The organism is Streptomyces sp. NPDC020965, assembly GCF_044333555.1.
In the GTDB taxonomy this organism is placed as follows: domain Bacteria; phylum Actinomycetota; class Actinomycetes; order Streptomycetales; family Streptomycetaceae; genus Streptomyces.
In genome coordinates this window covers 26,602-50,043 of sequence record NZ_JBIRRE010000016.1, presented here as the reverse complement: position 1 = coordinate 50,043, position 23,442 = coordinate 26,602, and the positions used below count along the sequence as shown (strand labels likewise).

Annotated in this window: 25 protein-coding genes; 13 read left to right on the top strand and 12 right to left on the bottom strand. The window is 67.5% G+C overall.

All coding sequences use genetic code 11. The annotated features are described in order from the left end of the window. Positions 1-85: 85 nt before the first annotated feature. Entirely contained in the window at positions 86-880 is a 795-nt protein-coding gene (locus ACH4S7_RS33790) for a YoaK family protein (protein ID WP_398525212.1), read from the bottom strand. Between the two features lie 164 nt (positions 881-1,044). Between ACH4S7_RS33790 and ACH4S7_RS33785 the strand changes: the two genes are divergently transcribed. From ACH4S7_RS33785 to ACH4S7_RS33775, 3 genes are all read left to right on the top strand, one after another. After that, positions 1,045-1,539, top strand: coding sequence for a RidA family protein (locus tag ACH4S7_RS33785; RefSeq protein WP_398525211.1), 495 nt, complete (start codon positions 1,045-1,047; stop codon positions 1,537-1,539). A gap of 104 nt (positions 1,540-1,643) precedes the next feature. Next, positions 1,644-2,387 carry a FadR/GntR family transcriptional regulator gene (locus ACH4S7_RS33780; RefSeq protein ID WP_398525210.1) on the top strand — a complete coding sequence of 248 codons (744 nt, stop codon included), beginning with the start codon at positions 1,644-1,646 and terminating at the stop codon, positions 2,385-2,387. A 75-nt stretch (positions 2,388-2,462) separates the two neighbouring features. Beyond that, complete coding sequence (locus ACH4S7_RS33775) at positions 2,463-4,070, top strand: gamma-glutamyltransferase family protein (RefSeq protein WP_398525209.1); 1,608 nt, start codon at positions 2,463-2,465, stop codon at positions 4,068-4,070. Positions 4,071-4,624: 554 nt separating this feature from the next. Here ACH4S7_RS33775 and ACH4S7_RS33770 read toward each other — a convergent pair. Next, positions 4,625-5,011 (bottom strand): VOC family protein, encoded by a 387-nt coding sequence (locus ACH4S7_RS33770; RefSeq protein WP_398525208.1) that lies wholly within the window; start codon positions 5,009-5,011, stop codon positions 4,625-4,627. Between the two features lie 63 nt (positions 5,012-5,074). On the opposite strand from ACH4S7_RS33770, the gene ACH4S7_RS33765 reads away from it, so the two are divergent. Next, positions 5,075-6,040, top strand: a complete 966-nt coding sequence (locus ACH4S7_RS33765; protein ID WP_398525207.1) for a helix-turn-helix transcriptional regulator — start codon at positions 5,075-5,077, stop codon at positions 6,038-6,040. A 404-nt stretch (positions 6,041-6,444) separates the two neighbouring features. Here the strand turns inward: ACH4S7_RS33765 and ACH4S7_RS33760 are convergent, their stop codons facing one another. Both ACH4S7_RS33760 and ACH4S7_RS33755 read right to left on the bottom strand, forming a co-directional pair. Then, positions 6,445-7,641: an FAD-dependent oxidoreductase gene (locus ACH4S7_RS33760; protein ID WP_398525206.1), complete on the bottom strand. Its 1,197-nt coding sequence runs from the start codon at positions 7,639-7,641 to the stop codon at positions 6,445-6,447. Continuing rightward, on the bottom strand, positions 7,638-9,035 hold the full coding sequence (locus ACH4S7_RS33755) for an MFS transporter (RefSeq protein WP_398525205.1): 1,398 nt from the start codon (positions 9,033-9,035) through the stop codon (positions 7,638-7,640). Before ACH4S7_RS33755 ends, ACH4S7_RS33760 begins: the two co-directional genes overlap by 4 nt. A 361-nt stretch (positions 9,036-9,396) precedes the next feature. Here ACH4S7_RS33755 and ACH4S7_RS33750 point away from each other — a divergent pair, with 361 nt between their 5' ends. Then, positions 9,397-9,885: a GFA family protein gene (locus tag ACH4S7_RS33750; protein ID WP_398525204.1), complete on the top strand. Its 489-nt coding sequence runs from the start codon at positions 9,397-9,399 to the stop codon at positions 9,883-9,885. A 241-nt stretch (positions 9,886-10,126) separates the two neighbouring features. Here the strand turns inward: ACH4S7_RS33750 and ACH4S7_RS33745 are convergent, their stop codons facing one another. Further along, positions 10,127-11,092: an alpha/beta fold hydrolase gene (locus ACH4S7_RS33745; RefSeq protein ID WP_398525203.1), complete on the bottom strand. Its 966-nt coding sequence runs from the start codon at positions 11,090-11,092 to the stop codon at positions 10,127-10,129. Positions 11,093-11,255: 163 nt separating this feature from the next. Here ACH4S7_RS33745 and ACH4S7_RS33740 point away from each other — a divergent pair, with 163 nt between their 5' ends. Further along, positions 11,256-11,570, top strand: coding sequence for an ArsR/SmtB family transcription factor (locus ACH4S7_RS33740; protein ID WP_398525202.1), 315 nt, complete (start codon positions 11,256-11,258; stop codon positions 11,568-11,570). A 274-nt stretch (positions 11,571-11,844) separates the two neighbouring features. Further along, positions 11,845-12,003 carry a hypothetical protein gene (locus ACH4S7_RS33735; protein ID WP_398525201.1) on the top strand — a complete coding sequence of 53 codons (159 nt, stop codon included), beginning with the start codon at positions 11,845-11,847 and terminating at the stop codon, positions 12,001-12,003. 42 nt (positions 12,004-12,045) lie between these two features. Here ACH4S7_RS33735 and ACH4S7_RS33730 read toward each other — a convergent pair whose 3' ends face one another. The 7 genes from ACH4S7_RS33730 to ACH4S7_RS33700 form a co-directional block, all read right to left on the bottom strand. Further along, positions 12,046-13,335 carry an MFS transporter gene (locus ACH4S7_RS33730; RefSeq protein WP_398525200.1) on the bottom strand — a complete coding sequence of 430 codons (1,290 nt, stop codon included), beginning with the start codon at positions 13,333-13,335 and terminating at the stop codon, positions 12,046-12,048. Between the two features lie 104 nt (positions 13,336-13,439). Next, positions 13,440-14,150: an aKG-HExxH-type peptide beta-hydroxylase gene (locus ACH4S7_RS33725; protein ID WP_398525199.1), complete on the bottom strand. Its 711-nt coding sequence runs from the start codon at positions 14,148-14,150 to the stop codon at positions 13,440-13,442. 36 nt (positions 14,151-14,186) lie between these two features. Continuing rightward, on the bottom strand, positions 14,187-14,741 hold the full coding sequence (locus tag ACH4S7_RS33720) for an aKG-HExxH-type peptide beta-hydroxylase (RefSeq protein WP_398525198.1): 555 nt from the start codon (positions 14,739-14,741) through the stop codon (positions 14,187-14,189). A gap of 266 nt (positions 14,742-15,007) precedes the next feature. After that, positions 15,008-15,892: an aKG-HExxH-type peptide beta-hydroxylase gene (locus ACH4S7_RS33715; protein WP_398525197.1), complete on the bottom strand. Its 885-nt coding sequence runs from the start codon at positions 15,890-15,892 to the stop codon at positions 15,008-15,010. 63 nt (positions 15,893-15,955) lie between these two features. Continuing rightward, on the bottom strand, positions 15,956-16,114 hold the full coding sequence (locus tag ACH4S7_RS33710) for a hypothetical protein (RefSeq protein ID WP_398525196.1): 159 nt from the start codon (positions 16,112-16,114) through the stop codon (positions 15,956-15,958). 357 nt (positions 16,115-16,471) lie between these two features. Beyond that, positions 16,472-16,876 carry a type II toxin-antitoxin system PemK/MazF family toxin gene (locus ACH4S7_RS33705; RefSeq protein WP_398525195.1) on the bottom strand — a complete coding sequence of 135 codons (405 nt, stop codon included), beginning with the start codon at positions 16,874-16,876 and terminating at the stop codon, positions 16,472-16,474. 252 nt (positions 16,877-17,128) lie between these two features. After that, positions 17,129-17,386, bottom strand: a complete 258-nt coding sequence (locus ACH4S7_RS33700) for a hypothetical protein (protein ID WP_398525194.1) — start codon at positions 17,384-17,386, stop codon at positions 17,129-17,131. A gap of 1,549 nt (positions 17,387-18,935) precedes the next feature. On the opposite strand from ACH4S7_RS33700, the gene ACH4S7_RS33695 reads away from it, so the two are divergent. The 6 genes from ACH4S7_RS33695 to ACH4S7_RS33670 are packed head-to-tail and all read left to right on the top strand — an operon-like array spanning position 18,936 to position 23,200. Next, the gene (locus tag ACH4S7_RS33695; RefSeq protein WP_398525193.1) at positions 18,936-19,208 is read left to right on the top strand and encodes an acyl carrier protein; all 273 of its coding nucleotides are present in this window, start codon (positions 18,936-18,938) and stop codon (positions 19,206-19,208) included. Next, on the top strand, positions 19,205-20,185 hold the full coding sequence (locus tag ACH4S7_RS33690; protein ID WP_398525192.1) for an LnmK family bifunctional acyltransferase/decarboxylase: 981 nt from the start codon (positions 19,205-19,207) through the stop codon (positions 20,183-20,185). The genes ACH4S7_RS33695 and ACH4S7_RS33690 overlap by 4 nt, the downstream gene beginning before the upstream one ends. Next, complete coding sequence (locus ACH4S7_RS33685) at positions 20,185-20,421, top strand: phosphopantetheine-binding protein (protein WP_398525191.1); 237 nt, start codon at positions 20,185-20,187, stop codon at positions 20,419-20,421. The genes ACH4S7_RS33690 and ACH4S7_RS33685 overlap by 1 nt, the downstream gene beginning before the upstream one ends. Then, positions 20,418-21,671: a hydroxymethylglutaryl-CoA synthase family protein gene (locus ACH4S7_RS33680; RefSeq protein ID WP_398525190.1), complete on the top strand. Its 1,254-nt coding sequence runs from the start codon at positions 20,418-20,420 to the stop codon at positions 21,669-21,671. Before ACH4S7_RS33685 ends, ACH4S7_RS33680 begins: the two co-directional genes overlap by 4 nt. 51 nt (positions 21,672-21,722) lie before the next feature. Beyond that, entirely contained in the window at positions 21,723-22,460 is a 738-nt protein-coding gene (locus tag ACH4S7_RS33675; RefSeq protein ID WP_398525189.1) for an enoyl-CoA hydratase-related protein, read from the top strand. Then, positions 22,457-23,200, top strand: a complete 744-nt coding sequence (locus tag ACH4S7_RS33670; RefSeq protein WP_398525188.1) for an enoyl-CoA hydratase-related protein — start codon at positions 22,457-22,459, stop codon at positions 23,198-23,200. Before ACH4S7_RS33675 ends, ACH4S7_RS33670 begins: the two co-directional genes overlap by 4 nt. Positions 23,201-23,442: the final 242 nt, after the last annotated feature.

The following is a 23,442-nucleotide window of genomic DNA, read 5'->3' as shown; positions in this document are numbered from 1 at the left end:
AGCTCAGGGTCGTTGAGCCCATTTGTCAACGGTCTCGGGTGAATTTTCCGCAGATTCAATGGAAAGCGTCATCGACTCGACCTTTCTACTGCGCATTTCGTTGCACGCGATGAAGTCGGGTCGCCAGCAGCAGCGTGATCGCGACGAGCACCGGGGCGATCACCGCCGCGAAGATCGGCTGTCGGCTCAGCGCGAAGGCGCCCCCGAGGGCACCGACGACCAGCGCGAGCAGGACGCAGAGGCGGCGTACGAGGTGCCGGGCGGAGCCGCCCGCGGCCGATTCGGCCATCGCGGTCAGTGTGCCGGTGACGAATGTCGTGGTGATCCCGGCGACGGCGACCCGCCGCGCGCACGCGGTCTGGATGCCCATCGCCAGCGCCGAGATCGCGACGAGCGCCACGTCCCACACCTTGCCCGGCCGGGCGTCGACGGCGATCCAGCCGACGAGGAAGGCCACCTGGCACAACAGGCTGACGGCGAGGGTGCCCGTGATGCGGCGCGGCCACAGGCTGCCGGCGGGCAGGTCGCGGGTGAGTCGGAAGGTCAGGACCAGGCCGGCCGTGAACGCGAGTGTGGCGGCCGACGCGCGGGCGACGGAAAGATCGATGCCGTGCGCCCCGGCGATGCCGAACAGGACGAGGTTGCCGGTCATGTTGGCGGTGAAGACGCCCCCGAGGCCCAGGTAGGCCAGGGCGTCCGTGGCGCCCGCCGCGACGGTCAGCAGGAGGGGGAGGAGATCGGCGAGCAGCCTGTCCCCCCGGCCTGCGGGACGGGCGGGAACGGGTGCGGCGGGCGGCGGGGCCCCCGCCGCCCGCCGCGTCTGCGCGGCTTCGCCGGGGACGGCAGGACCGGACGGGAGATCGCCGGGGTGAGTGAACACGCTGGATGGTCCTTCATGTCGGTGGCCGTCGCCGTACATGGCGACCGGGCGGCGGAAGGGGTTGACAGGGGGGAATACGTGTACGAACAATAAACCCACTTGGTCGGACCATCTGACTATCTAGGCTCACCGGCAGGGCCGCTCGATCACCGAAGGCACAGCACATGGCGTACACAGACCCCGAGAGCCGCGTTCGTGAACTCGGTCTCGTCATCCCCGACTTCTCCACCCGGCCCTACTACGGCGGCGACTACGGGTCGATGAAGCCCCACCACATCAGCGGCAATCTCCTGTTCCTGGGCGGGCACACCGCGGACGACGCGGACGGCAACGTCCGCCACCCCGGGCGCCTGGGCGCGGACGTCACCATCGAGGAGGGCTACGAGGCCGCTCGGCTGACCGCACTGAACTGCCTGGGCGGGATACGGCTGGCCCTCGGTTCCCTCAACCGTGTGACTTCCCTTGTACGCTCTCTGTGTTTCGTGGTCACCACCCCGGAGTTCGAGGATGTGCACAAGGTGTCGTCGGGGTCCACCGACCTCTTCCTCGACGTCTTCGGCCCCGAGGCGGGACTCGGCGGACGCGCCACCATCGGCGTGATGAGCCTGGCCCGACGCAGTTGCTTCGAGAACTGGCTCACCGTCGAAATCGACGACTGACACCGCAGCGCCCGGGTCGCCGCGGTGCGCCAAGGCGCCGTCCGGCGACGCGGCGACCCCGAGGCGCTGGCCCCCACCCACCCGACCCGACGAAAGGCCACCCGGTGCCCATCGACTGGACCCTGATCGCTCCCGAGGCCAGTCTCGGGCCGCACCGGCTCGCCGGACGGCTCCAAGGACTGATCGAGGAGGGGCGGCTGGCTCCCGGCGACCGCATCCCGGCCGAACGGGAACTGGCCGAGGAACTCCGTATCTCCCGTACCTCCGTACGTGAGGCGCTGCGGGAGCTGGAACTGCGTGGGCTCGTGGACCGCAAACCCGGCCGGGGCACCATCGTCACCGGTGTGAACCGGCCCGACCTGCACCCCCGCCAGCTCGGTGACATGACCAACGCCGCGCGTCTGGTGCACGAGGTGATGGATCTGCGCTCGGCCGTCGAACCACCCGTCGCGGCGCGGGCGGCGGTGCGCGCCACCGAAAGCGATCTCCAGCAGCTCGCCGAACTGCTCTCCCGGGCCGACCGCGAACGCGACCGGGAGAATCTGGCCGCGCTCATCGAGTTGGACGGCGCGTTCCATGTAGCCGTCGCCCGGGCGGCCCACAACCCCATGCTCACCCGGCTCCTCGAAGCCACCAATGAATGGGTGGGACCGTCACGCGACCCCGCGTACCAGAGCACCGAACGCCTGACCGCCTCCCTGCGCGGACACCGCCGTATCCTCACGGCCCTCATCAGCCACGACAGCGACGCCGCCGCGCAGGCCATGACCGACCACCTCAGTGAGGTCCAGGGCATGATCATCGGCGCGCTCGGCCGCGGGCTCGACGACCCTCTGACGCCGTCCTGATCTGGGATCCGGCCCCGCCCGTCCGTTCCCCGTGCCGTACCAGGCGTCCGCCGCCGCACTCAGGAAGCCCTCACCATGTCCCAGCCCCCGCCCCCGCCCGCCCGGACCCGTTCGTACGGCCTGGCCACGCCCCATGCCCTGGCCACCGCCGCGGGCGACGCCATCCGGCGTGATGGCGGCAACGCCGTCGACGCGGCACTCGCCGCGGCGATCACCCTCACCGTCGTCTATCCGCACCAGTGCGGTGTGGGAGGCGATCTCATCGCGCTCGTCGCCCTGCCCGACGGGCAGGTGATCGCCGTCAACGGCAGCGGCGCCGCCCCGCTCGCCGCCGATCCGGACGCCCTGCCGGGTCCGCTGATGCCGGTGACCGGTCCGCACTCCGTGACCGTTCCCGGCGTCGTGGCCGGCTGGGCCACCCTGTCCGAACTCGCCGGCCGGCTGCCCTGGCGGCAGCTCTTCACCCAGGCCATCGCCTATGCCCGCGACGGTGTGCCCACCGCTCCCGGTGTGGCCACCGCGCTGCGCGAGGAAGCCGGTGAACTGCTCTCCGACGACGGTATGCACGCCGTCTTCTTCCCCGGCGGCGAGCCGCTCACCACCGGGGCGACCCTGCGCCAGAGCGCGCTCGCGGAATCGCTGGCACAACTGGCCTCGGACGGCCCGAAGGCGTTCTACGAAGGGGCGCTCGGCGCCGGTGTGGTCGCCCGGCTGCGTGAACTCGGCTCCCCGATCACCACGGACGACCTCGCCCGCCACGCCACCGAGACGACCCCGCCCCTGTCCGCCGTCTTCCGCGGTGAGGAGTACCTGACGGCCCCGCCGAACTCCCAGGGCCTCCACCTGCTCCAGGCCCTCGGGCTCATCGAGCGCCTGCCGTCAGACGCCGATCTCCTCGGTGCCGACGCCCATCTGACGGCCCAGGTCTTCGACGCGATCACGCACGACCGCGAAACCCACCTCGCCGACCCCCGACAGGTACCGGTGCCGGTCGGCGAACTCCTCGGCACGGCGCATCTGGACGCGCTCGCCGCCGCGCTCCTCGCCCGGCCGCGTCCCCGCCCGCAGGCCGGGCCGGCTCCCCGGGCGGCTGCGGCACGACCCAGTGGTGACACGGTCGCCGTGGTCGCCGCCGACGACGAGGGTTACGCGGTCTCCCTGATCCAGAGCCTGTTCCACAGCTTCGGCTCCGGCATCCTCGACCCCGCGAGCGGCATCGTCCTGCACAACCGGGGTTCGTTCTTCGACCTCGCCCCCCACTCGCCCAACCGCCTGGCTGGCGGCCGCAGGCCCGCGCACACCCTGATGCCGGTCCTCACCCGCCGGGACGGCACCGTAACCGGCGCGCACGGCACCATGGGCGGAAAGGCCCAGCCCCAGATCCACACCCATCTCGCCCTGCGCCTCCACGCGGGCGACGACCCGGCGACTGCGCTCGCGCGCCCCCGCTGGGTGATCGGCGGTCTGGGAGTCGACGAGCCCGCCGGGGTGGCCTCCGTGGAGAGCACCGTGCCCGACGCCGCCGTGGCAGCCCTGCGTGGCGCCGGCTGTCGCACCGAGATCCTGGGCGGCCTGGACGAACAGGTCGGCCACGGACAGCTCGTACGCCGTACTCCCGAGGGGTGCTTCCAGGCAGCGACCGACCCCCGCAGCGACGGCTCCGCCACGGCGACGAACACCTGAGCCCTCTTTCCGCACGGCAGCGGCCTTGGGCAGCTCGGGAATCCTCCGTACCCGGGCCGTCCGCGACCGACACCGCTCCCGGCCCGGACGCGGGTGTGGGTGCGGCCCCCGGCACTCTCCCCGTGTTCGCCGCCCACCAGCGAACCATCGGTGGGCGGGGGCGCCCCCCCGCCCACCCGACAGTGACGACGAGGACTTCGTCGTCCGGATGGCCACGACCCGCCCGGCCGGGCTCGGCACGTCCTTCACCCGCTGGGTTCGAGTCGAGCGCGGGCGGGCGTACGCCGGTGCTCTACGCGCTGGCGTTCGTGAAGTTCCCCAAGGGCCGCTGCCTCCGCACGGGACTCCCCAAAGAGAGCGGCGGCGCGGACGTCAGCGGTGCTGCTGGGCAGGAGGACGGTCTCGCCGTGGCCATGGGTCGACCAGGTCTCAGCAGGTGGCGTGTTGCTCATCGCTCGGCCTCTTCCTCCCTTGCGTGCCGTCCGACCACGGTATGCCGAGGGGCGACGCGTGGGCAGGGTGCGCGGGCGTGGTCATCGGCCGGTCGGTGGCGGTCAGTCCTGCGTGGAGATGCAGAAGGGGTGGCCTGCGGGGTCCAGCAGGACCTTCCGTTGATCGGGGTGTGGTTGGACGGGGGGCTCCGTGGCGCCCAGGGCCAGCATCCGTGCGTGGGCGGCGTCCAGATCGTCGACACCCAGTTCGATGTGAGCCTGCTTGCCCTGGGACGGGTCCGGCCAGGTCGGACGCCGGTAGTCGGCCACCCGGATGAAGCCCAACCCGGGTGCCCCCGCCCGGCCGAGCAGGATGAAGTCGTCACTGGAATAGACGACGGGCCATCCGAGCGCATCGCCGTAGAAACGGGCCAGCTCAGCGGGGTCCGGGCAGTCGAAGTCGACGGACAGCAAGCGGATCGCGGGTCCTGATGTGGATTCGGTACTCATGGAGAGGACGCTATGACGGGACCAGGACAGTTCCGGTCCTGGTCATCGGGGACACTTCGGGATGTGATCAGCACCTCCGCCCGCCTGCTGCGACTGGTCTCGCTGCTGTCCACGCGACCGATGTGGACCTGCCGCGAGTTGGCCGAGCGGATGGCGGTCACCGACCGCACGGTCCGGCGGGACATCGCCCGGCTGCGGGACCTCGGCTACGGCATCGAGTCCGACCCCGGGCCCTGGGGTGGTTACCGCCTTGGCGGTGGCACCCGGGTGCCACCGCTGATCCTCGACGACGAGGAAGCACTTGCCGTGGCCGTCGCACTGCGCGAGGCCGCACTCAGCGGCGTCCTGGGCAGCGACCAGGCCGCGCTGTCGGCACTGTTGAAACTACGTCAGGTCCTACCGCCCCGGATCGCGGACCGACTGGGCGAGATGGACGCCACCTTCGTACACACCCCCAGGCCCGAGGGACGCCAGATCTCGCCCGGTGTGCTGCTGGAACTGGCCGCCGCCTGCCGCCGTGGCGAGCGCATGCGTCTCTCGTACTGCGACCACGCGGGGAAGGCCACGGTCCGGGACATCGACCCCTACCGCCTGGTGCACACAGGCCACCGCTGGTACTTCGTCGCCCGGGACGTGGCCCGGGACCAATGGCGGACGTTCCGGGCCGACCGGGTGGTGCAGGTACAGCCGACCGGGCGTACCGTCGAGCTCGTCGACCCACCTGACCCGGCACTCCTCGTCTCCCGAGCCATCGCGGGCGTCGTGTACCCGCTCTATGTGAGAGTCCGACTACCGCACCCCATGGACCAGGCGCTACGGCTTGTCCCGCCCACGATCGGCACCCACCACCCGGACGGCCCCCACGCCACCATCGTCGAAATCGGCGGCAACGACGCCGACCAACTCATCACCTACCTCCTCAGCCTGGGCACCACACTGCGGATCCTGTCACCCGACCACCTACGGGAGGCGCTGTTGCACCGCACCCGAGACCTGTTCGAGGACAACGAGGGTGACCGGCCCCGCTAGCGGGCATTGCGCCGGGTACGAAGTCTCAGCCGCAACTGGTGTCAGGGGGTTGAACAGCGCCTTCGCGCCGATGGCGAACCGGTTCGCCTCCTCAGCCCGCAACCCGTGACCGGGGTGGGGGCCAAGGGGGGAGGAGGCTCGGGTCGGCGGCGCCGGCGATCGTTCGGCACCCGCGTGACCACTGGGCGCCTACATCAGCGGAGGAGCTGAAGAGGTTCGACGCAGCCGAGACCGCTCACCGCGGCAACTCGTCACCCTGACCTCGCCCGCACCAGCAGAGGCGACCCCGACACCGACTGCTCCGCAGCCGTCGCCGGTTGCTTCCGCGGGCGGTTCACCCCGCATGAGGCCGCTGCCTGAGGGCAAGTCGTCGGTGACGCTGTCGTCAGGGCCGGGGCCGGGGCTCACGTCCTGGGCATGAATTCGGGCAGGGTGAGGGCCGAGTGAGCCGGGCGGCCTTCCGCGGTGGGGATGGTGCGGAGCTTGCGGAGCCTTTCGTTGCGCTGCTCCAGGCCCTCGGCGGTGGTGGGGAAGAGGGTGGTACCGCCCTCGCCGACCAGCCCCTGGTTCAGGGTCACGAACTCACGGGTGTCGTGTTCGTAGGCGGCGAAGCCCGCGGTGTGGTCCCGGTCGGCCAGGGACGCGGCGAGCATGTACGCACCGACGAGCGCGAGGCTGGTGCCTTGACCGGTGAGGAACGAGGGCGCGTACGCCGCGTCGCCCACCAGTGCGACCCTGCCGCTGGACCAGCGGGGCATGCGGATCTGGCTGACGGCGTCGAAGAACACGTCGTCCGCGTCGTCCATGGCGGCCAGCATGCCGGGGACCTCCCATCCCGCGTCTGCGAAGACCTCGACGACCAGGTCCCGTTGGGCTGTGAGGTCCGGGAACGCCCCGAACGGCGACTTCGGTCGGGCGAAGTTCAGGAAGGCGTGCACTTCGTCGTGATCCTCCACGGCGTAGAGCGCCGCGGCCCTGCCCGGGGCGTTCCACATCACGGTCTCGTGGGAGAGCCCGAAGGTGTTACGCATGGTGAACACGGCGAAGCAGTAGCCGAGATACCGGTGGAACCGCTCCTCGGGGCCGAACACCATCTCCCGGGTACGCGAGTGCATGCCGTCCGCAGCGAACACCATGTCGAACGGACGGCTGCCACCCCCGTGGAAAGTGACGTCCACCCCGTGGTCGGACGGGACGACGGTGTCGATGGAGTCGTTGAACAGGAACTCCACGTCGTCACGGACCGTCGCATAGAGGGTGTCGGTCAGGTCCCCGCGCCGCACCTCCAGGTCGTGTCCCTCGACACCGCCGGTGATGCTGTACGGGTGGACCGAGGCCACCTGACCGCCGTCCCCGCTGAGGAAGGTGAGCCGGCGCAGGTCGATGTGCGCCTCCCGCAGTCGCGGCAGGACCTCCATCCTCCGGACGACCTCCAGTGCGGTGCCACGCACGTCGACGGGGTAACCACCGGCACGGAGCGCGCCCGCTTTCTCGACCACCGTGACCTCGTACCCGTAACGGTTCAGCCAGTACGCGAGGGTGGGACCCGCGATGCCGGCCCCGGAGATCAGGACGTTGCGCCTCGGCGTGGTACGGGTCATTCCTTGGCTCCTCTGTTCATGGTGCGAACGACAAGCAGGGACAGCGCCGTGAGGGCGCCGGCGATGACGAAGCCGGTGACAAAAGCCGATTCGGCTGGGGTGTCCGACCCGGAGGGGGTCGAGGCAGTGAGGAGCGCACCACTGAGCTGCACACCTACGGCGAAGCCGAGCACGCGAGTCACCAGGACCAGGCTGGTGGCGATGCCGGTGTCACTCTGGTCGACCGATGTGGCGGTTCTGGTCACCAGTGCCGTCACGCACAGACCATTGGCGAGCGCGACCAGCGCCTTGCCGATGACGAGGTGCCAGGCATCGGTGTGTACCGCCGCCAGGGCGATCAGGCCGGCGGCCATCATGATGGTTCCGGCGGCGACCACGGCGCGCGAGCCGAAACGCCGCGCCCCGAACCCGCCGATCGGCCCGGCCAGCGAGGCAGCGAGGGCGCCGGGCAGCAGGAAGAAGCCGATCTCGGTGGCACTGGCCCCGAACCCGTACTCGTCGGAAGGCACCGCGAATAACTGTGGTACGAGATAGACCGCCGCCGAGGTTCCGACGCAGATCAGGAACGTCAGCACGCACGACTGCCACACCGCGGGCCGTGCCAGCATGCGCAGATCGACCATCGGTGACGCCGCCCGGCGCTCAACGGCTATCCATCCGGTGACGAAGGCGGCCAGGACCAGGATGAGGGCGCCGAGCAGGAGGGGCTGCGCGAGGAGGTCGGGTGCCAGCGCGAGGACGAGCATGAGCGTGACCAGCGTCCCGCTGAGGAGGACCAGGCCGCGCCAGTCGACGCCGGAGTCGTCCGAGCGGCCGGGCGGATCGTAGGGCATCAGCCGCTTCACCAGCAGGGTGGACCCGATGACCGCGAGCGTCGGCAGCGCGAACATCCAGTGCCGGGAGAGACCTTCTGCCACAGGCCCGGCCGACAGCGTTCCCGCCATCCCGCCCCCGACGAACAACCCGCTCACCACCCCGATGGCCACTTTCGACTCACCTTCGGGAAGGTGTTTGCGCACCAGGATGAACGACAGGGGCAGCGCACCCACCATCGCCCCCTGGAGTACCTGCCCGACCAGCAGCACCGGCAGGTTCGGCGCCACGGCGGACACCAGACCACCGGCACAGACCACCGCCATCAGCCGGATCAGGACCCGTTTCCCGCCGTAGCGGTCACCGAACTTGCCCGCGACCGGCGTGATGAGCGCGCCGGTGGTGAGCAGCACGATGCTGAGCAGCGCCCCTTCAGCCGGGCTCATATCCAGCTCGCGTTGCAGGAGCGGGAGCGTCGGCGTCACCACGGACTCCAAGGCACCGGTGGCGAGTGCCAGCGCGCCGAGGGCCCAGACAGCCGTCTTCCCTCTGCGGACTGGGGGGTCTAAGACTGCGGTCATATGCGTCCTTCCGTCATCGCCGGACGAGTAAGAGGTTGGTCATGCGTTTGTCGCTGCCGCCTTGTGTGGGGGTACGGGCTCTGCCGCCCGCGCGGGCCTTCGACGACGCGAGCGTGGAACTGCTCATCGCGCGAATCGGTGGGGCGCGTACGGTCCCTCGCCCGTCCTGCCGCGCATCATGGGGATTCAGCGTGCTTACGGCGATCGCGGTGCCGACCAAGCCCACCGCGGATCGCTCTTGCGTAGCCTCACCATCTGCCCCTTCGCGCGCTTCTCCTGCTGACGGAAGACAGGGTGCTGGGCCGGCTGCCGCTGGGCGTCATACCCGGGAGCCCATGTGGATGTGCTACCGCGGTAGGGGATGGAGGAGGAGATCCGGGCTCGGACGCCGTCGCCACCAGGAGGTCAAGACGCTTTCCGATGGTGGCGGGCGTGCCCCGGCGGTTGTCACTGCGGGAGGATTCGGTTCACTGCCGCAGGCGTGTCGGACTACCCCCGTACCTGTAGCTGCCCCGACTGTCAGAAGCGCGGTGGTTGTCCGATGATGTCGTGGGTCGCGTTCCCACTCGACGGCTTCACCTGGACCGGCGAGGGCGAGCCCACGTGGTACGACACCTTCCCGGGCGAGACCCGGCGCGGCTTCTGCCCCGACTGCGGCAGCCACATCGCCGCCTTCGACCACGGCGACACCTGGATGGGCGTCAACCTCCCCGCCCTCGACAACCCCCGACGGCCCCGGGCTCGTCCCGGTCAACCAGTCCTTCCGCGACACCGCGGTGACCCGGCTGCCCCAAGTCCCCGACACGCAGCACACCTCCGCCGGCTGACCCCCCGACGACGTGGGCCATGAGCGCTCCGGGCGAGCCGCGGTGTCACGTCGATCGCCTCGGCGACAGAGTCGTCGGGCACCGTCAAGAGGCTCTTACCGGCCACGAGGTCCGGCCGGAACTCCCGGACCTCGGCCGCGAGCCGGGCGACCACGTCGGCGGGCGGTGCGATGACCAGCCGCATCCGCCCAGGGGCGCCGACCCGGTTCATCGGCGCCCCGACACCGCCGAAACGGCCGGAGTCCGCCCCCCGGCAGGGGGCAGTCAGCCCAGGAAGGCGGTCAGGGCGTCGATGACCACCCGGGGCTGCTCCTCGGGGATGTAGTGGCCACAGTCGGCGACTTCCTGCACCGTCACCTCGGTGCCCTTGGCGGGCAACAAGTCGCGGAGGTAAGCGTAGTTGCTGCGGTCACCGCCGAGAGCGAGCAGGGGCACGGTCACCGGCTCGTAGGTGCGCTCGTCGGCGATGTCACGGTTGAACGCCTGGTACCAGCCGTTCCCAGCCCGGACGGCGTCGGCGGTGGAGTAGGCGTGCGCGTAGACCTGCCGGGAGAATTCATCCAGAGTGTCCGGGTCGTGCGCCATATGCGCGAAGAGCCAGTCCACCAGGCTCCGGAAACGGCCTTCCAGCAACTGTTCGGGGAGACCCCCGATCTGGTTGAAGGCGAACCACCACAGATAGGTCCGGATGACATTCTCGTCGGCCGAATCGGCGTGATGGTCCGGCCGGGGGAGCAGGGTGAGCCGGGAGAGGCTTGCGTCCGGATGCGGGACATCCAGCAGGACGGCGCGGGTGGTCGCCTCGGGGTGGTTGGCCGCGTGGGCGTAGGCCACCATGGCGCCGATATCGTGCCCGACGATGCTCGCCTCGGTCAGACCGAGGTGACGGATGAGTTCGCGGATGTCGTGGGCCATCGTCTTCTTGTCGTAGCCGCCGTCAGGCTTGCCAGAAGCGCCCATGCCGCGCAAGTCGACAGCGATCACCCGGTACCGGAGCGCGAGTTCGGGCATGACCTTGTTCCACTGCCACCAGGTCTGCGGCCAGCCGCCCAGTAGGATCAGCGGCTCTCCCGTACCGCCCTCGACGTAGTGCAGCCGGATTCCATTGACGTCGGCGTGGCGGCTGGCGAACCCGGGGCCGAGTCGGCGGGCGAGGGCGTCGTCGTCCAACGGCCCGCCCGGAGGGGCGTTCAGCGAGTCGTTCGACGGGGTGGCCTGAGGCGCGGGCATGGGAATCCTCCAGGGATGAGCCGCCGGTGGCGGCAGGGGTGCGCGGACACACAGCGGACCGTACGAATATCTCGTACGATCAACTGTACGAGATATTCGTACAGTTGGGGGTGGCTGTCAATGGGCCCACGTCGTCCGCAGGAGGTTCACGTACAGTGAAGTCATGGAGGATCTGCACCACCCCGAGACCTCGGATATCCGCCTGGTCGACGTCCTCGCGGCACTGGGGCACCCTGTTCGCCTGGAGGCCGCGCGGGCGCTGGCGAGCGGCGAGGAGCGGTTCTGCGGCGAAGTCCTGCGCGGGGTACCGAAGTCGAGCATGACCCACCACTGGCGCATCCTTCGGGAGAGCGGAGTGATCCGGCAGCGGCGAGACGGCCGGAAGTTCTTCCTCACCCTGCGCCGCGACGACCTCGACGCCCGCTTCCCCGGCCTGCTGGACCTCGTCCTCACCGACCCGGCAGCAGCCCCCGCGTAGGCACGGGTCGAGGATGGAACACCCTCACCACACTCGATGGGGCCGTGCCATGACCCAGTCCGTTTCATCCCACGCGACCAGCACCGACCTGCTGGTGCTGCACGCCCTCCGCTGCATCGGCTTCGCCAGCCTCTCAGGGGCGGGGCGACGGGACTGCCCCACTCGGCCGTCGAATCGGAACTGATCGACCTCGCTGTGGCCGGACTCGTCACCCATACCGCGGGTGATTTCGGCGGGTGGGGCCTCACGGACGACGGCCGATCGGGAACCCGCGGTGTGGACCCGTCTGCTGTCCGCCCTGAACCAGTTTGAGGAGCACTACCGCGACGCGTGCTATGTCGAGCTCACCAGCGCGGCGCGGCTGGCCGGGGGAGGGCCGGTCGTCCTGCTGCGCCCTGAGACCTCCCCGCTCGGCACCTCCGCATCCGTGTGAGCCCTGGTGGACGGAGGTCAGGCCCGCGGTGGGTCGTGGAGGTCATGAAGGCTTGATGGCGCCGTCCGCAGGCGCGGCCCTGTGCATCAGGAAGGTGGCGGTCAATCCGGCGAGAACGGCCACGGTCGGAAGCATGAAGACCGCCGTCAACGGGATTCGAGTGACCAGAAGGCCGCTGAGAGCGGATCCGAAGGCCACGCCGGAATTGTTGGCGGTGCTCACCCAGGCCGCTGCTTCCGTCTTGCCGCCGTCCGGGCTCGCCCTGTCCACCAGGAGGTAGCCGTTGACCATGATGGGCGCAATTGCCAGCCCGGCGATCAGGAGCAGTGGCCAGAGCGGTACCCACGCGGCGATCAGCGGCAGCGGAGCGAAGCCAACGGCGAGTGCGAGACAGAGCCATCGATACTGGATGATCGGCGGGGACGACCAGACCCGGCGACCGTACACGAGTCCGCCAAGGGCGCTGCCGGCCGGCAGAAGCGCCAGCATCCACCCCGCGGAGGCTGCGCCGCCGTGGCCCAGCGCGAGGGCTGGGACCGCCACATCGATAATGCCGAAGCCGATTCCAGCCGCGAACAACGGGATCAAAACGGGCGGTAGACGGAGCTGTACGGAGAATACGTGCCAGGGCAGCGCCCGTACCCGCGCGGGTGCAGCGGACCGGGTGCCCTGCGTAGCCGGGGCTACGCGCGTGAACGAGTGGACCGCGATCACCTGCGTACCGATCGCAGCGGCAAGGGCCACGATCGGCATGGTCGTTGCGGCGAGAAGCCCCGCGAGCACGGGTCCGGCCAGGGAGAGCAGTTCGTCGGTGACGGTGTCGAGGGACAGCGCCGTGGACAGGCGTGGCCCACGACCGACAACGTCGGTCCACGCGGTTCTGGCAGCGGCCGAGATGGGAGGAGCCGAGGCGCCAAGTGCGGCCGCCACAAGGATCAGGGGAGCCGGCTCCCGCACGGTGGCAATGAGCAGGAGCAGGATGCTGCCGACCAGGCAGAAGCTTCCGCCGAGCAGTCGGATTCCGCTACCGCGTCCGACACGGTCCACCAGGCGCCCGCGTACCGGCGCGAACACACCGGCGGTGAGGGCGAACGCGCCAAGGGTCAGGCCAGCCGTACCGAACGACCCCGTCGCGTCGTGCACGGAGAGCACCAGGGCCAGCCCCAGCATTCCCATCGACAGCCGTGCGAGGCCCGCCGTCGCCAGCAACGGCCATGCGCTCGGCGCGCTCAGCACAACGCGATAGGAAGAACGAGATGAGGCGGACATACGGATCAGGCCCTCCCCGCGCTGCGTTACCGGAACGCCCGAATGCGTCAAATATACGGACACGCCTTCGTCTTACGAAGCGTCCCCTCTGTCCTGTGGACCTGGGGCCCCTGCATCTGACGGCTGCGCGCTGTTCCACCACGAACTACGGAACAGCCCTTAGGCGATCACGAATTCTGATCCTCGCGCGTGAGGAAGAAGCCGGCGAGTGAGCTGGATGAGGATGTCGTGTTGTGGAGTTCCTCCCGTAGACCGATGACCTCGGCCGCGACGATCAGACTGTGGAAGACGATCGCAGGCGAACGCACGGCGCGGGTAACCGCGGTTGGGCTGAACATCTGCTCCCGTGAGGCTTCTTCGGGGTCTGGGTAATGACCGTAGCGGTACTCGTCGCACCGCAGCAGTATGTGTGTCATCTCGTGGATGACACACTCGGCTATGTCCGACGGTTTCCATGATGGTGCCGGGGCGATGCAGATGGTCCCCAATTGACCTCCCAGCGCTGCGCTTCCAGAATCAACGACAGTTCCATCGTAGAAGGCCACTTCGCTCACCAGGAGGGAGAGTAGGCGTTGTGCCTGCTGGGGGAGTAGCCGCAGCCCGTCCCAGAACAACTTCGCCGATTCGGGCGGCGCACCCAAAGAACCGTTGAGTCCGGTCGGCTCGCGGTGATAGTAAGGGGCAAGTGTCCGCAGCCGGTCCTCGTCGGTGACAAGATGGAGCTCACCATCGGGGAAAGGGATCACATTTGTCGATGCCGCGAAACCCCGGAGGCCGTGTGCGAGATCCTTTTCGCTGCGTACGGGCGCCTCTGAATGGGCGCTCGCCAGCACAACCAGGTTTCCCAGACAGTCATGGAATCCAGTCGAGTAATACACGAATGCCTCCTTTCGGTCGCGAGAAGCCCGTATGTGCTAACGGGCGCTACCGGCGTAAATGCGCTCTCCGGCCTGTTCGATGAGCTCGCGCATTCGAGGAGTGAGGAGATTCTTGTGCTGATCTTCGTTCATGACCTGGGAATGGGCGTGCTGCGCTCGCGCGGTCAGCTCCGGGGTTGGGCCGTGCAGCCTGCTGCAGGAGCTGTCGGGGGTGCGACGGCGGTCCCGCCAGTCCAGCAGCTCCGCGGCGACAAGAGCGCTGTGCACAACAGCCGGATACTCCCGGACGTCCTGTCGTATAGCGGAGCGCACACGGACTTCGGAAGCGGCGGGCAAGAAGTGACCGTAGCGGCGTTCATCCAGAAACAGCAATGTGTGTGTCAGTTCGTGGAGATACGCTTCCACCACCTCTTCGGGCTGCCAATTTCGGCCCGGCATAATCCACAAGGTTCCCACGTGCGCGGCCTCCGACATGGAGCCCAGCCAGTCCGCGCCGGTCACGAAGACGGTGTCGACGACGGTCGCCGCGATGGCGCCGAGTCCCTCGTCCTGTTCCTGTAGCCGCTGCCATCCGTCCCGGACCATTGCCATGCGCTACTTGGGTGCCGGGGATACAGCATCCCCGCTGCACCGCGGAAGAGGAAAGGCATGCACCAATTCGGCCAACGCGGTGCCACCGCCGATGAATCGCGGCTCACCCGAGCTCCCGCCGCGGTCGGGCGGCGCGGACGAGAAGCGCTCCCTATATGCGGTGCGGAGATCTCTGAGACTCTGTGGAGGTGCACCGTCAGCAGAGGTCAGAACGACGATGTTCTCCATGATCGCGCGAGTGCCGACCAGGCTGTACACGGATCCTCCTAAGCATGGAGAGGGTTCTCCTGTAGGACCACGGCACATTTTTCGAGAATCTCGATCGGTCGCGGCAGGAGGAGTCCATCCAAGTTTTGATCCCGTACTGCTCGCAGGCTTTTTAACGCGCCTGAGCGGAGCGTTTCGGAGTCGGGGTGAATCTTGGTGAGCAGCTCGGGGCCGGTCCCTTCCCGTGTTCTCGACAGCAGGATCTCGGTCGCCACCACGATACTGTGGAGCACCTTGTCCAGCGTGCGACGGTCCTGCCGTATGGCACTTGGTGCGAGATTCCCTTCCTCGGGGAGCAGGCGGATATCGCGATAGAACCCGTGCCGGTACTCTTCCATATACAGCGTCGTGTGTACGAGTTCATGCAGCAGGAACTCGCGCGCGTCAACTTCTGTCCACGTCGGTTTGATCGACGCCCAAAGCACCCCGGGCACGCTACTCCCCGTGCCGCCCGCCAGGTAGTGCGACGGTGCCACCAGTACGATGGGGAGAAGGACTCCGTACAGAGTCCGTACCTGCGGCCAGTCGGCGGCGAGTCCGGCGAGTGCACCGGATATGAGCTCGGACGATTCGGAAAGCCGCTCATCCTCGTCCGGTGCGTACCGAGGCAATTCATAGTCGACGTTATCGAGGAGACAACCCCGGTAGAACGCGTCGAGGAGAGCTCGCCCTTGCACCGCATCGTCGATGTACACGGGAAGTTCGCTGTGGCCGACATCCACCGGAGGGATCGCCGGCTCGCGTCGACGAATGTACTGCTGCCATGACCAGGCCAATCGCCCGGCTGCGGTGTCCTCCGGCGCCGTGTCGGGGTCGATTCCGTCCGACGCGACGAGCACAGAGAGCGTCTCAAGGATGGTCGGCAGACCGTATGTGCCAATCACCTGTCCTCCAGGGTCGGCATGAAGCCGTCCACCCCGAGTGGGGCGGACGGCTTGCGGATGTGATCAAGCCTGGTCGAGCGCGAACATCTGGACCGGACCGAACGCCGACGGTGACTCCGCCAGTTCCCGTGAGACCCGCTTCGCGTCCTCCACCTGCTCGGCGGTAGCCTGCGAAGAGACACTGGCGACGATGTCGTCGAAGTCTTCTTGCTGCTCACTCATTGAGAACTTCCTTGACCGATATACGGATTTCGGCGGATGAGTCGACTTTCATCCGATGCATCTTTGGTGCCAGGAGTAGCCACTCGCGATGAATGCCGCAAGGCAGACGATTCGATGATGCTTGCTTGATCTCGTTGCCGCATTGGTTTTGGCTGGTTCGAGCAGGGGCGTTGCGCGGATGCTGGTGTGGCAGGCACGGCCGGTCCCGGTGGGCCGAGACGAACGAACTCGGTTCGTTCCGGCGAACCTGCGGACGTCAGCGTCACCTGTCCGGCAGCCACCGGCGGGGGCTGGGGCCGGACCCGGTTCTCTCGCACTGGACGGCACCCTTCGCCCGGGACACCGATCCAGCTCGACCTACCCGAGTTCACCGAGACGGAGGGCATCCCTTATCTCGCTGAGCCTCGCGGTCGTGGCCGGGTTCCGCTCCTGCGCTTGTTCAGCGAGCCGGAGGGCGTCGTCAATCTCGCTGAGCTTCACGGAGGACAGGACGGCCGCCCGCTCGATCAGGTCGTCCCGGGACACAGCGGTCAGCCACGTGCACGGCGTGAAGCCTGGACGCGGAAACGCGAGCCGCAAGACGCCTTCGAACGGCAGTCCTTCACCGGCGCCGACCGTCACTTCGATGCCCAGACCGCTGATGTCCACGCCCGCAGGAGCGACGACCTGCATCACCCGGATCCCGGACGTGTCCTCTCCCGACAGCAGTACGACCAACTTCCGCTCGTCGAACTGGACCCACCAGACTTCGCCACGTTGCACAAGTCCTCCAGACACATGATGGCAGGCGGAGTCCGCCGGGCTCGCTGGCGGACCGGACGGACACCGAACGACCGGTACTGGGCCCTCGACCATCGCCAAGGGTGAGTGCGGCGACGGCTCCGATTCCAACGACGGACCGGCCCCCTCGAACAGGCCCCGTCCCCGTGCCTGGCCCACGACGCGCTCCGCTGCTTCGGGGATCCCAGTAGCCGCGGAACCGCAGTCCTGTGCACCCGCCGGCTGCCCACGCCGCTACGCGCCGCCCTCACTGACCACGTCACCCCCGCCGCGCTCGCCGCTCATCACCTCGCGGGTGCCGGTGGTGATGACGCCGGAGAGCATCGGTGCAGCGGTGTCGATACCGCCAAGCTGGAGCGATCCGGGGACGTCGGGGACGGTGGGCATGGGGCCCACGCTGCATGGGAACACCAGCCTGCCCGACGGCAGGCCCGTGGAGTTGACCGTGCGGATGCACAGGGTGTGCCAGCCGCTGGTGACCTTGACCTTCACGGTCTGCCGCCGGTGGCGGCCTGGTCGTTCGTCGACTGGGCGGTCGCCGGGAATGGGTACGTGAGCGGATCTGCTTCATCCGCGCAGCACTACGGGCGATCCGACCTTGGATGAACCCGTCCAACGATGCAGGTGGGGAGGGGATTCTGGACCGCCGAGAGCACACCGGAACTGATCTCCTCATGAGTCAGCCACCGCGTTCCAGCGACACCGTCCGTGAAGCCCAGGATCACTCGTCGGTACGACAAGCGCAGCGAACGAAACGGCTCTGGCCGTTCACCGGTCCCTCCAGAGCGGTCCTGATCAGCGGCTCCGCTCCCCAGAACATCGATGACAGTTGCGTTCTCGGACAAGAATCCGTTGAGTGCTTCGTGCACCGAGCAACGGTGGGGCGAATGGACCCAGCACACCGCCAGGCCAAATGGTCCCCATTTCCTGCCCACCTGGCGCAGAGCCGCCCGCAATCCGCGGGCATCTGCGTAGTCGCAGGTCACGGGCTCCACGAGGGCGGCATCAACAGAGCTCCGTCCAAGCTCCATGATTCCCTGTCGATGTCGCGCGACAACAGCAACAGGGTGCCCATCACGCACGAACTCGCGGACCACTCCCGCAAGCATGCCGGTCCCACCAACTATCAGGACCGGGTGCTTGGGATACTCCACCGAACTCGTTGTCGCCGTCATCGAACTGAGCATGCCCGAGGGGGTACGCGCACGCAAAGCACCTGCGCTCGCTTTGTCGGATCCGGGTGGGTCTGGCCCCCACACTGTCCGGTGCGGCGATCCTCACGCCGGTGCCGCCGCGTACGTCCCGCCACAGCGAAGGACGCCGACCTGGGCAACGCACCTGTCGAGCGTGATCGTAAACACTGCGTCCGGCCAGATGCGCTTGACCAGTCTGAGCGCCTACGTCGTCTTCGGCCGTGTCGAACGCTTTGGTGTCGCACCGGACAGTCGTCTCGTCCGCAACGCCAAAGGGAGACTCCATCGACGCCTCCGCCTACGGCATCACCTGGAACCGGGTCCGCGAAGCCCCCCCTCACCCTGGATGAACCCGCCCTTGAACTCGCCAAGCGACCCTACGACCTCCGGGCTGACCGTCGTGCGTATCCGAGTGGACTGTCCGCAGTTGATCGCGGTGGCCAACGAACGGGTGCCGAACACGAACGCCCGCGCCCCCGTACGGCCTGGCACCCGCGCCCCTGAAGGCCAGCCCTGGCACAGCGGTCGCCGACCCGGCCTTGCAACCGGCCGCGCCCGCCGCGCCAGGGGGAGTGCCGCCAGGCCGCCCAGCAGTCCCGGGTCGATCCGGGGACCGCGGAAGCGGTGGAGCGGCAGACGAAGGCGATGCGGGACCGGACTGGGGCCGGCGAGGCGTGGAAACCCCCGGTCAACCGTCGCAGTTGAGCTCATCGGCGACCGGAATCGGCCCCTACCCAATCAAGATCAAGCTAGGTAGCCTGTGATCGTCTTCGGCGGTTCCAACAATGTTCTGCCGAGCGGTGAACGGTCCGGGCATTCCGGACGAGCCATTGTTCTACGGAGGAATCATGAGCGACCGTGTCACAAACGAAGCACTGCGCCAGCAACTGTTAGACGATCTTGTTGCGACCCTCTACTGCGACCCCGCCGAAGTGGAAGACGACATAACCTTTCACGACCTTGGCCTCGATTCCATCCTCGGGCTTGAATTCTTGGTGCTTGTCAATGGCCGGTATCAACTGAGTGAGGAGATTGACACCCTGCACGAGCACCCCACGTTGGCTCAACTGGTGCAATATCTGAGTGGGCGACTGGAGCGACTGCAGGCGGAGCACGCGTGACCCTCATCAGGTCCGAAGATGTCATACAGTTCGACGGTAAAGACACGCTGACTCGGCGAGTAAACGTTTCGCTCTCGATGTGCAGTGCCGGTTCCCTGATCTACGCGAAAATGGGCGACTGGACATGGGAAGCGGTCAATTTCGCCAGCGGGATGAACGTCTACACCGCGCGTAGGGCCGACGGACTGCCTGCCTATCTCTCCTTCTACTACTTCCGAGTCAGTAGTAGTGAAGTGCTCCATCCGAACGGCATTACTTTCGGGGACGAAATCGATGTGACATCTCGTGTGTTCGACTTAGGAAGTCAATCGGTGCTCACTCTGCACCGCGTATCCCGGGCAGGGAAACTGACGGATCACCAGACGCTGGATCCGATCGAAGCATACGAACGTCCACGCCCGGATTGCATGTACGTCGAAACCTTTAACCGCTGGATATCACGAGGCGACCAGACGTCGAACAAGGGACTGGTAGACGCATCGCCAGCTGACTTCCGGCACAAGCACCTCTCACCATTACCTGAAGCCTACACACCCCGTTCGACCGCACGAAATGCCAGGAAGGCAGGGAGCTTCTTCCCTGCAGGCATGCCGGGCTTCTTTCCGAAGGGTCCTCCCTTCCACACGAAATACGCCTTGGACGTCGCCAGGGATCTCAACGGCGTCAGATTGGTCTACTTCGCCTCCTACTTCTCGATCGCCGACATCGCACTGTCCCGCGCCTGGCGGGCGCGGGGACGAGAAGACCGTCACTTTATCGACCGGGTCGCGCTCGACTACCGACTCGGCTTCTTTGGGAACGCCGACCCCGACGCGGTCTTCGACATCGCCGTACAGATCTGGCAGGACGAACAGGATCCCCGGCACGAGTTCGCAGACATCGTCATCTCCGAGCAAGGCGGCGAGCGGATTCTTGCCGTCGCCGGGATACGCACGCTACTGGGTGCGTCGGAGCCTCTGACGAGAGGAGCGACCTGATGGCCGTGCGAACGGAGGTTGTCAGCATGATCCTTGAGGTGTTGCCCGGGGTGTCGGCCGCCCAGGTCACCGATGATCTGAGCCTGAGTGACTTGGGAGCGGACTCGGTGGACCGAGTGGAGATCATCCTCTCGATCAAGGAACGACTCAACTGCGACAGACCGCTTTCCGAGTTCGCCGAGATCCCGAACATCGGCGCATTGGTCACCTTCCTGAGTGCGGTCGACGCATCATGAGCGAACAGACGGTTGGCATCGAGGCGATAGGCGCCTACTGCGGAGTCGCTAGTATCACGGTCCGCGAGTTGTTCCAGGGACGGGGGCTCGACGAGACCCGGCGCGGCAACCTCATGATGCGCCAGCGCTCGGTCCAGATGCCCTGGGAAGACCCGGTGACGAACGCGGTCAACGCCGCACGTCCTGTTCTCGACCGGCTCTCCCCCGCCGAGCGGGACTCCATCGGACTGCTGATCACAGCGACCGAATCCGGACTCGACTACAGCAAGTCCATCGCCTCCTACGTGCACAAGTACCTCGGCCTCTCACGGCACTGCCGGACCCTGGAGGTTAAGCAGGCGTGCTACGGCGCGACCGGCGCGTTGCAACTCGCCACGGGTTATCTGGCTGCCGGCCAGGATCCGGGAGCGAAGGCGCTTATCATCGCCACGGACGTGAATCCCATGGACGAGCACGCCAAATACGCAGAACCGACCACCGGCCACGGGGCGGTCGCGGTACTGGTCGGGGAGCAGCCGGACATACTCGTCATGGATCGCGGAGCCTATGGCGCGTACGCATTCGAAGTTATGGACACTGCCCGGCCGACCCCTGATTTCGACCTCTACAACGCGGACCTCTCGCTGCTGAGCTACCTCGAATGTCTCGACGAGGCGTTCGATGCCTATGCGCGTCGCGTGGGACCGGGCGTCAGCTTCGTCGATTCCTTCGACTACCTCGCGATGCACACTCCTTTCGCTGGCCTGGTGCGCGGGGCACATCGGAAGATGATGCGTCAGTTCACCAAGTACTCGCCGGAAGAGATCGGCGCGGACTTCGAGCGGCGGGTCGCTGGTTCCCTCGTGTACATGCAGGACACGGGCAACTTGTGCTCCGGATCGCTCTATCTGGCCCTCGCGGGTCTGGCCGCTGCCGCCGACCCGGGCGACACAGAGCGGACCAGGGTCGGACTATTCTCCTACGGATCGGGATGCTGCTCGGAATTCTACAGCGGCGTCCTGGGACCGCGGGCCCACGCGCGGATCACGGAAATGGATATTTCCGGTGCCCTGGAGCGGCGGCGACAGCTGCCCTTCGCGGAGTACGCGGACCTGGTGCCCATCAGTCGGGATAGTCTCGTCCCTCGGCGGAAACATCATGTTGATTTCTCGGCGTGGGAACGGACCATCGCGTCGACAAGCAGCAGCCGACCGCCCCTGCTGGTCCTGGAGAGAGTTGAGGAATACCATCGTGCTTACGCATGGCGATAATCCCCCGGCGGTGTGCGACGCGTTCCCTCCACGCCACACGGGGCGGCCCGGATGGTGAAGATCGATGACAGTCGCTCGCCCGTCATTCGTCTGACACTGGGCCGGCCTGAGACGCGTAACTGCCTCGATACGGACACCGTCCGGGAACTCCTGTCGGCTCTGGACACCGCCGAACGCGCCCCGGGCGCCTCCGTGCTCGTCATCGATGCGGACGGTGACGACTTCTGCTCGGGAATGGACCTCAGTAACCCCTCGCCGGCTCAGTGGCGTCCGCTGCTCGAAGACATCGAGGTCCTTCTTTCCCGGCTGCGCGGCTCGGCCCTGGTCACCGTGGCACTGGTACAGGGTGCTGCGACCGGCGGCGGTGTGGGCCTGGCGGCGGTGTGTGACCTGGTGGTGGCCGGGCCCTTGGCCGAGTTCCGGATGACGGAGGTGCTGATCGGCATGGTCCCGGCACTCATCCTGCCGCTGGTGGGTGCCCGGGTGGGACTGCGCCGGGCCTACGGCCTGGCGCTGCTGGCGCAACCGGTGACGGGCCCCGAAGCCGTCCGGATCGGCCTAGCCGATGTGTGCGGTGATGAGCCGGAGCGCGAACTCGCGCTCGTCCTGCGGCGCCTTCGAGCCGCGGACGATTCCGCGATGCGCTCCCTCAAGCGGTACGTACTCGCACTGACAGATCAGAACAAGGCGTCTCCGGAATTGGTGTGGACGGTTCTCGACGAGCGCATCGCGGATCCGCGGATGGGTGAGCGGCTGAAGTGGCTCCAGACAGGAAGGACGACCTCATGACGGGCGCTGCCGTGGACCCTCGTATCGAAGTCGCTCGGGAAGGGGCACTGGTCCGCATCAGCATGCAAGGCGGGGGCCAGCACAACCAGCTGGACTCGTCCAGTTGTGCCGCGCTTGCTGATGCCTTCGCGACGGCTGTCGATGACCCGGCGACACGGGTGGTTCTCCTCAAAGGCACGCCGACCTTCTTCTGCTCCGGCGCGGCACCAGAACTGATGCAGGGGGACGGGAGAGACCGCGCGGACCAGTGGGGAAGGCTTCTCCTGGCCGTCCTGGACTGCCCGCTTCCGACAGTGGCGGCCGCCCAAGGATGCGCGCTCGGCGGGGGGCTGCTGCTCGCGCTGAGCTGCGATGTGAAGGTCCTGAGTCAGAGTTCTCGCTACGCCGCCAACTTCCTCGTGCATGGCTTCACGCCGATCGGCGGTTCGTTGGTCCCTGCGGCGATGGGCTCGACCCTCGGCTCGGAGATGCTGTACACCGGACGTACCTTTCGGGGCCGAGAGCTGGCGGAGCGCGGCGCCGGTGTCCAGGTCGTCCCACACGAGGACGTCGATCGAGAGGCGAACCGGAATGCGGCGCGTATCGCTCAGGCACCCCGTAGAAGCCTGGAGCTGATGAAGCAGCAGCTATCGTCCGGGACACGGGACAAGGTGAAGTCAGCGCTCGCGGGCGAGATAGCGGCCCATCTGGAATCCAGCCTGAGCGCGGAATCGCTACGCAGGGTCGGCATGCTGCATTGAACCCTTCATGAGGGGAGAGCGTTGCTGGCCGAGGGCAACGCTCTGAGCTCCCCGGTTGTCTTTCCAGCCGTATGCCCGGGCTGCTTTGCGAACCGTCGCTGACGATCTGCTTAGGAGCGCAGTGCACGGAGGGAGGCCACTGGGTGGAACGCCAGTCAGGAGCAGTCCACCCAGTAGATCTCGGCGTACGCGGACTGCCAGGGTAGGAAGAAGGATCGGCACGGTAAGGGGGCCCCGAGATT

Coding starts and splice junctions, on each gene's coding strand:
- ACH4S7_RS33785 (WP_398525211.1), top strand. CDS start 1,045: ATGGCGTACACAGACCCCGAGAGCCGCGTTCGTGAACTCGGTCTCGTC.
- ACH4S7_RS33775 (WP_398525209.1), top strand. CDS start 2,463: ATGTCCCAGCCCCCGCCCCCGCCCGCCCGGACCCGTTCGTACGGCCTG.
- ACH4S7_RS33770 (WP_398525208.1), bottom strand. CDS start 5,011: ATGAGTACCGAATCCACATCAGGACCCGCGATCCGCTTGCTGTCCGTC.
- ACH4S7_RS33760 (WP_398525206.1), bottom strand. CDS start 7,641: ATGACCCGTACCACGCCGAGGCGCAACGTCCTGATCTCCGGGGCCGGC.
- ACH4S7_RS33755 (WP_398525205.1), bottom strand. CDS start 9,035: ATGACCGCAGTCTTAGACCCCCCAGTCCGCAGAGGGAAGACGGCTGTC.
- ACH4S7_RS33750 (WP_398525204.1), top strand. CDS start 9,397: ATGGAGGAGGAGATCCGGGCTCGGACGCCGTCGCCACCAGGAGGTCAA.
- ACH4S7_RS33745 (WP_398525203.1), bottom strand. CDS start 11,092: ATGCCCGCGCCTCAGGCCACCCCGTCGAACGACTCGCTGAACGCCCCT.
- ACH4S7_RS33740 (WP_398525202.1), top strand. CDS start 11,256: ATGGAGGATCTGCACCACCCCGAGACCTCGGATATCCGCCTGGTCGAC.
- ACH4S7_RS33720 (WP_398525198.1), bottom strand. CDS start 14,741: ATGGCAATGGTCCGGGACGGATGGCAGCGGCTACAGGAACAGGACGAG.
- ACH4S7_RS33710 (WP_398525196.1), bottom strand. CDS start 16,114: ATGAGTGAGCAGCAAGAAGACTTCGACGACATCGTCGCCAGTGTCTCT.
- ACH4S7_RS33695 (WP_398525193.1), top strand. CDS start 18,936: ATGAGCGACCGTGTCACAAACGAAGCACTGCGCCAGCAACTGTTAGAC.
- ACH4S7_RS33685 (WP_398525191.1), top strand. CDS start 20,185: ATGGCCGTGCGAACGGAGGTTGTCAGCATGATCCTTGAGGTGTTGCCC.
- ACH4S7_RS33680 (WP_398525190.1), top strand. CDS start 20,418: ATGAGCGAACAGACGGTTGGCATCGAGGCGATAGGCGCCTACTGCGGA.
- ACH4S7_RS33675 (WP_398525189.1), top strand. CDS start 21,723: ATGGTGAAGATCGATGACAGTCGCTCGCCCGTCATTCGTCTGACACTG.
- ACH4S7_RS33670 (WP_398525188.1), top strand. CDS start 22,457: ATGACGGGCGCTGCCGTGGACCCTCGTATCGAAGTCGCTCGGGAAGGG.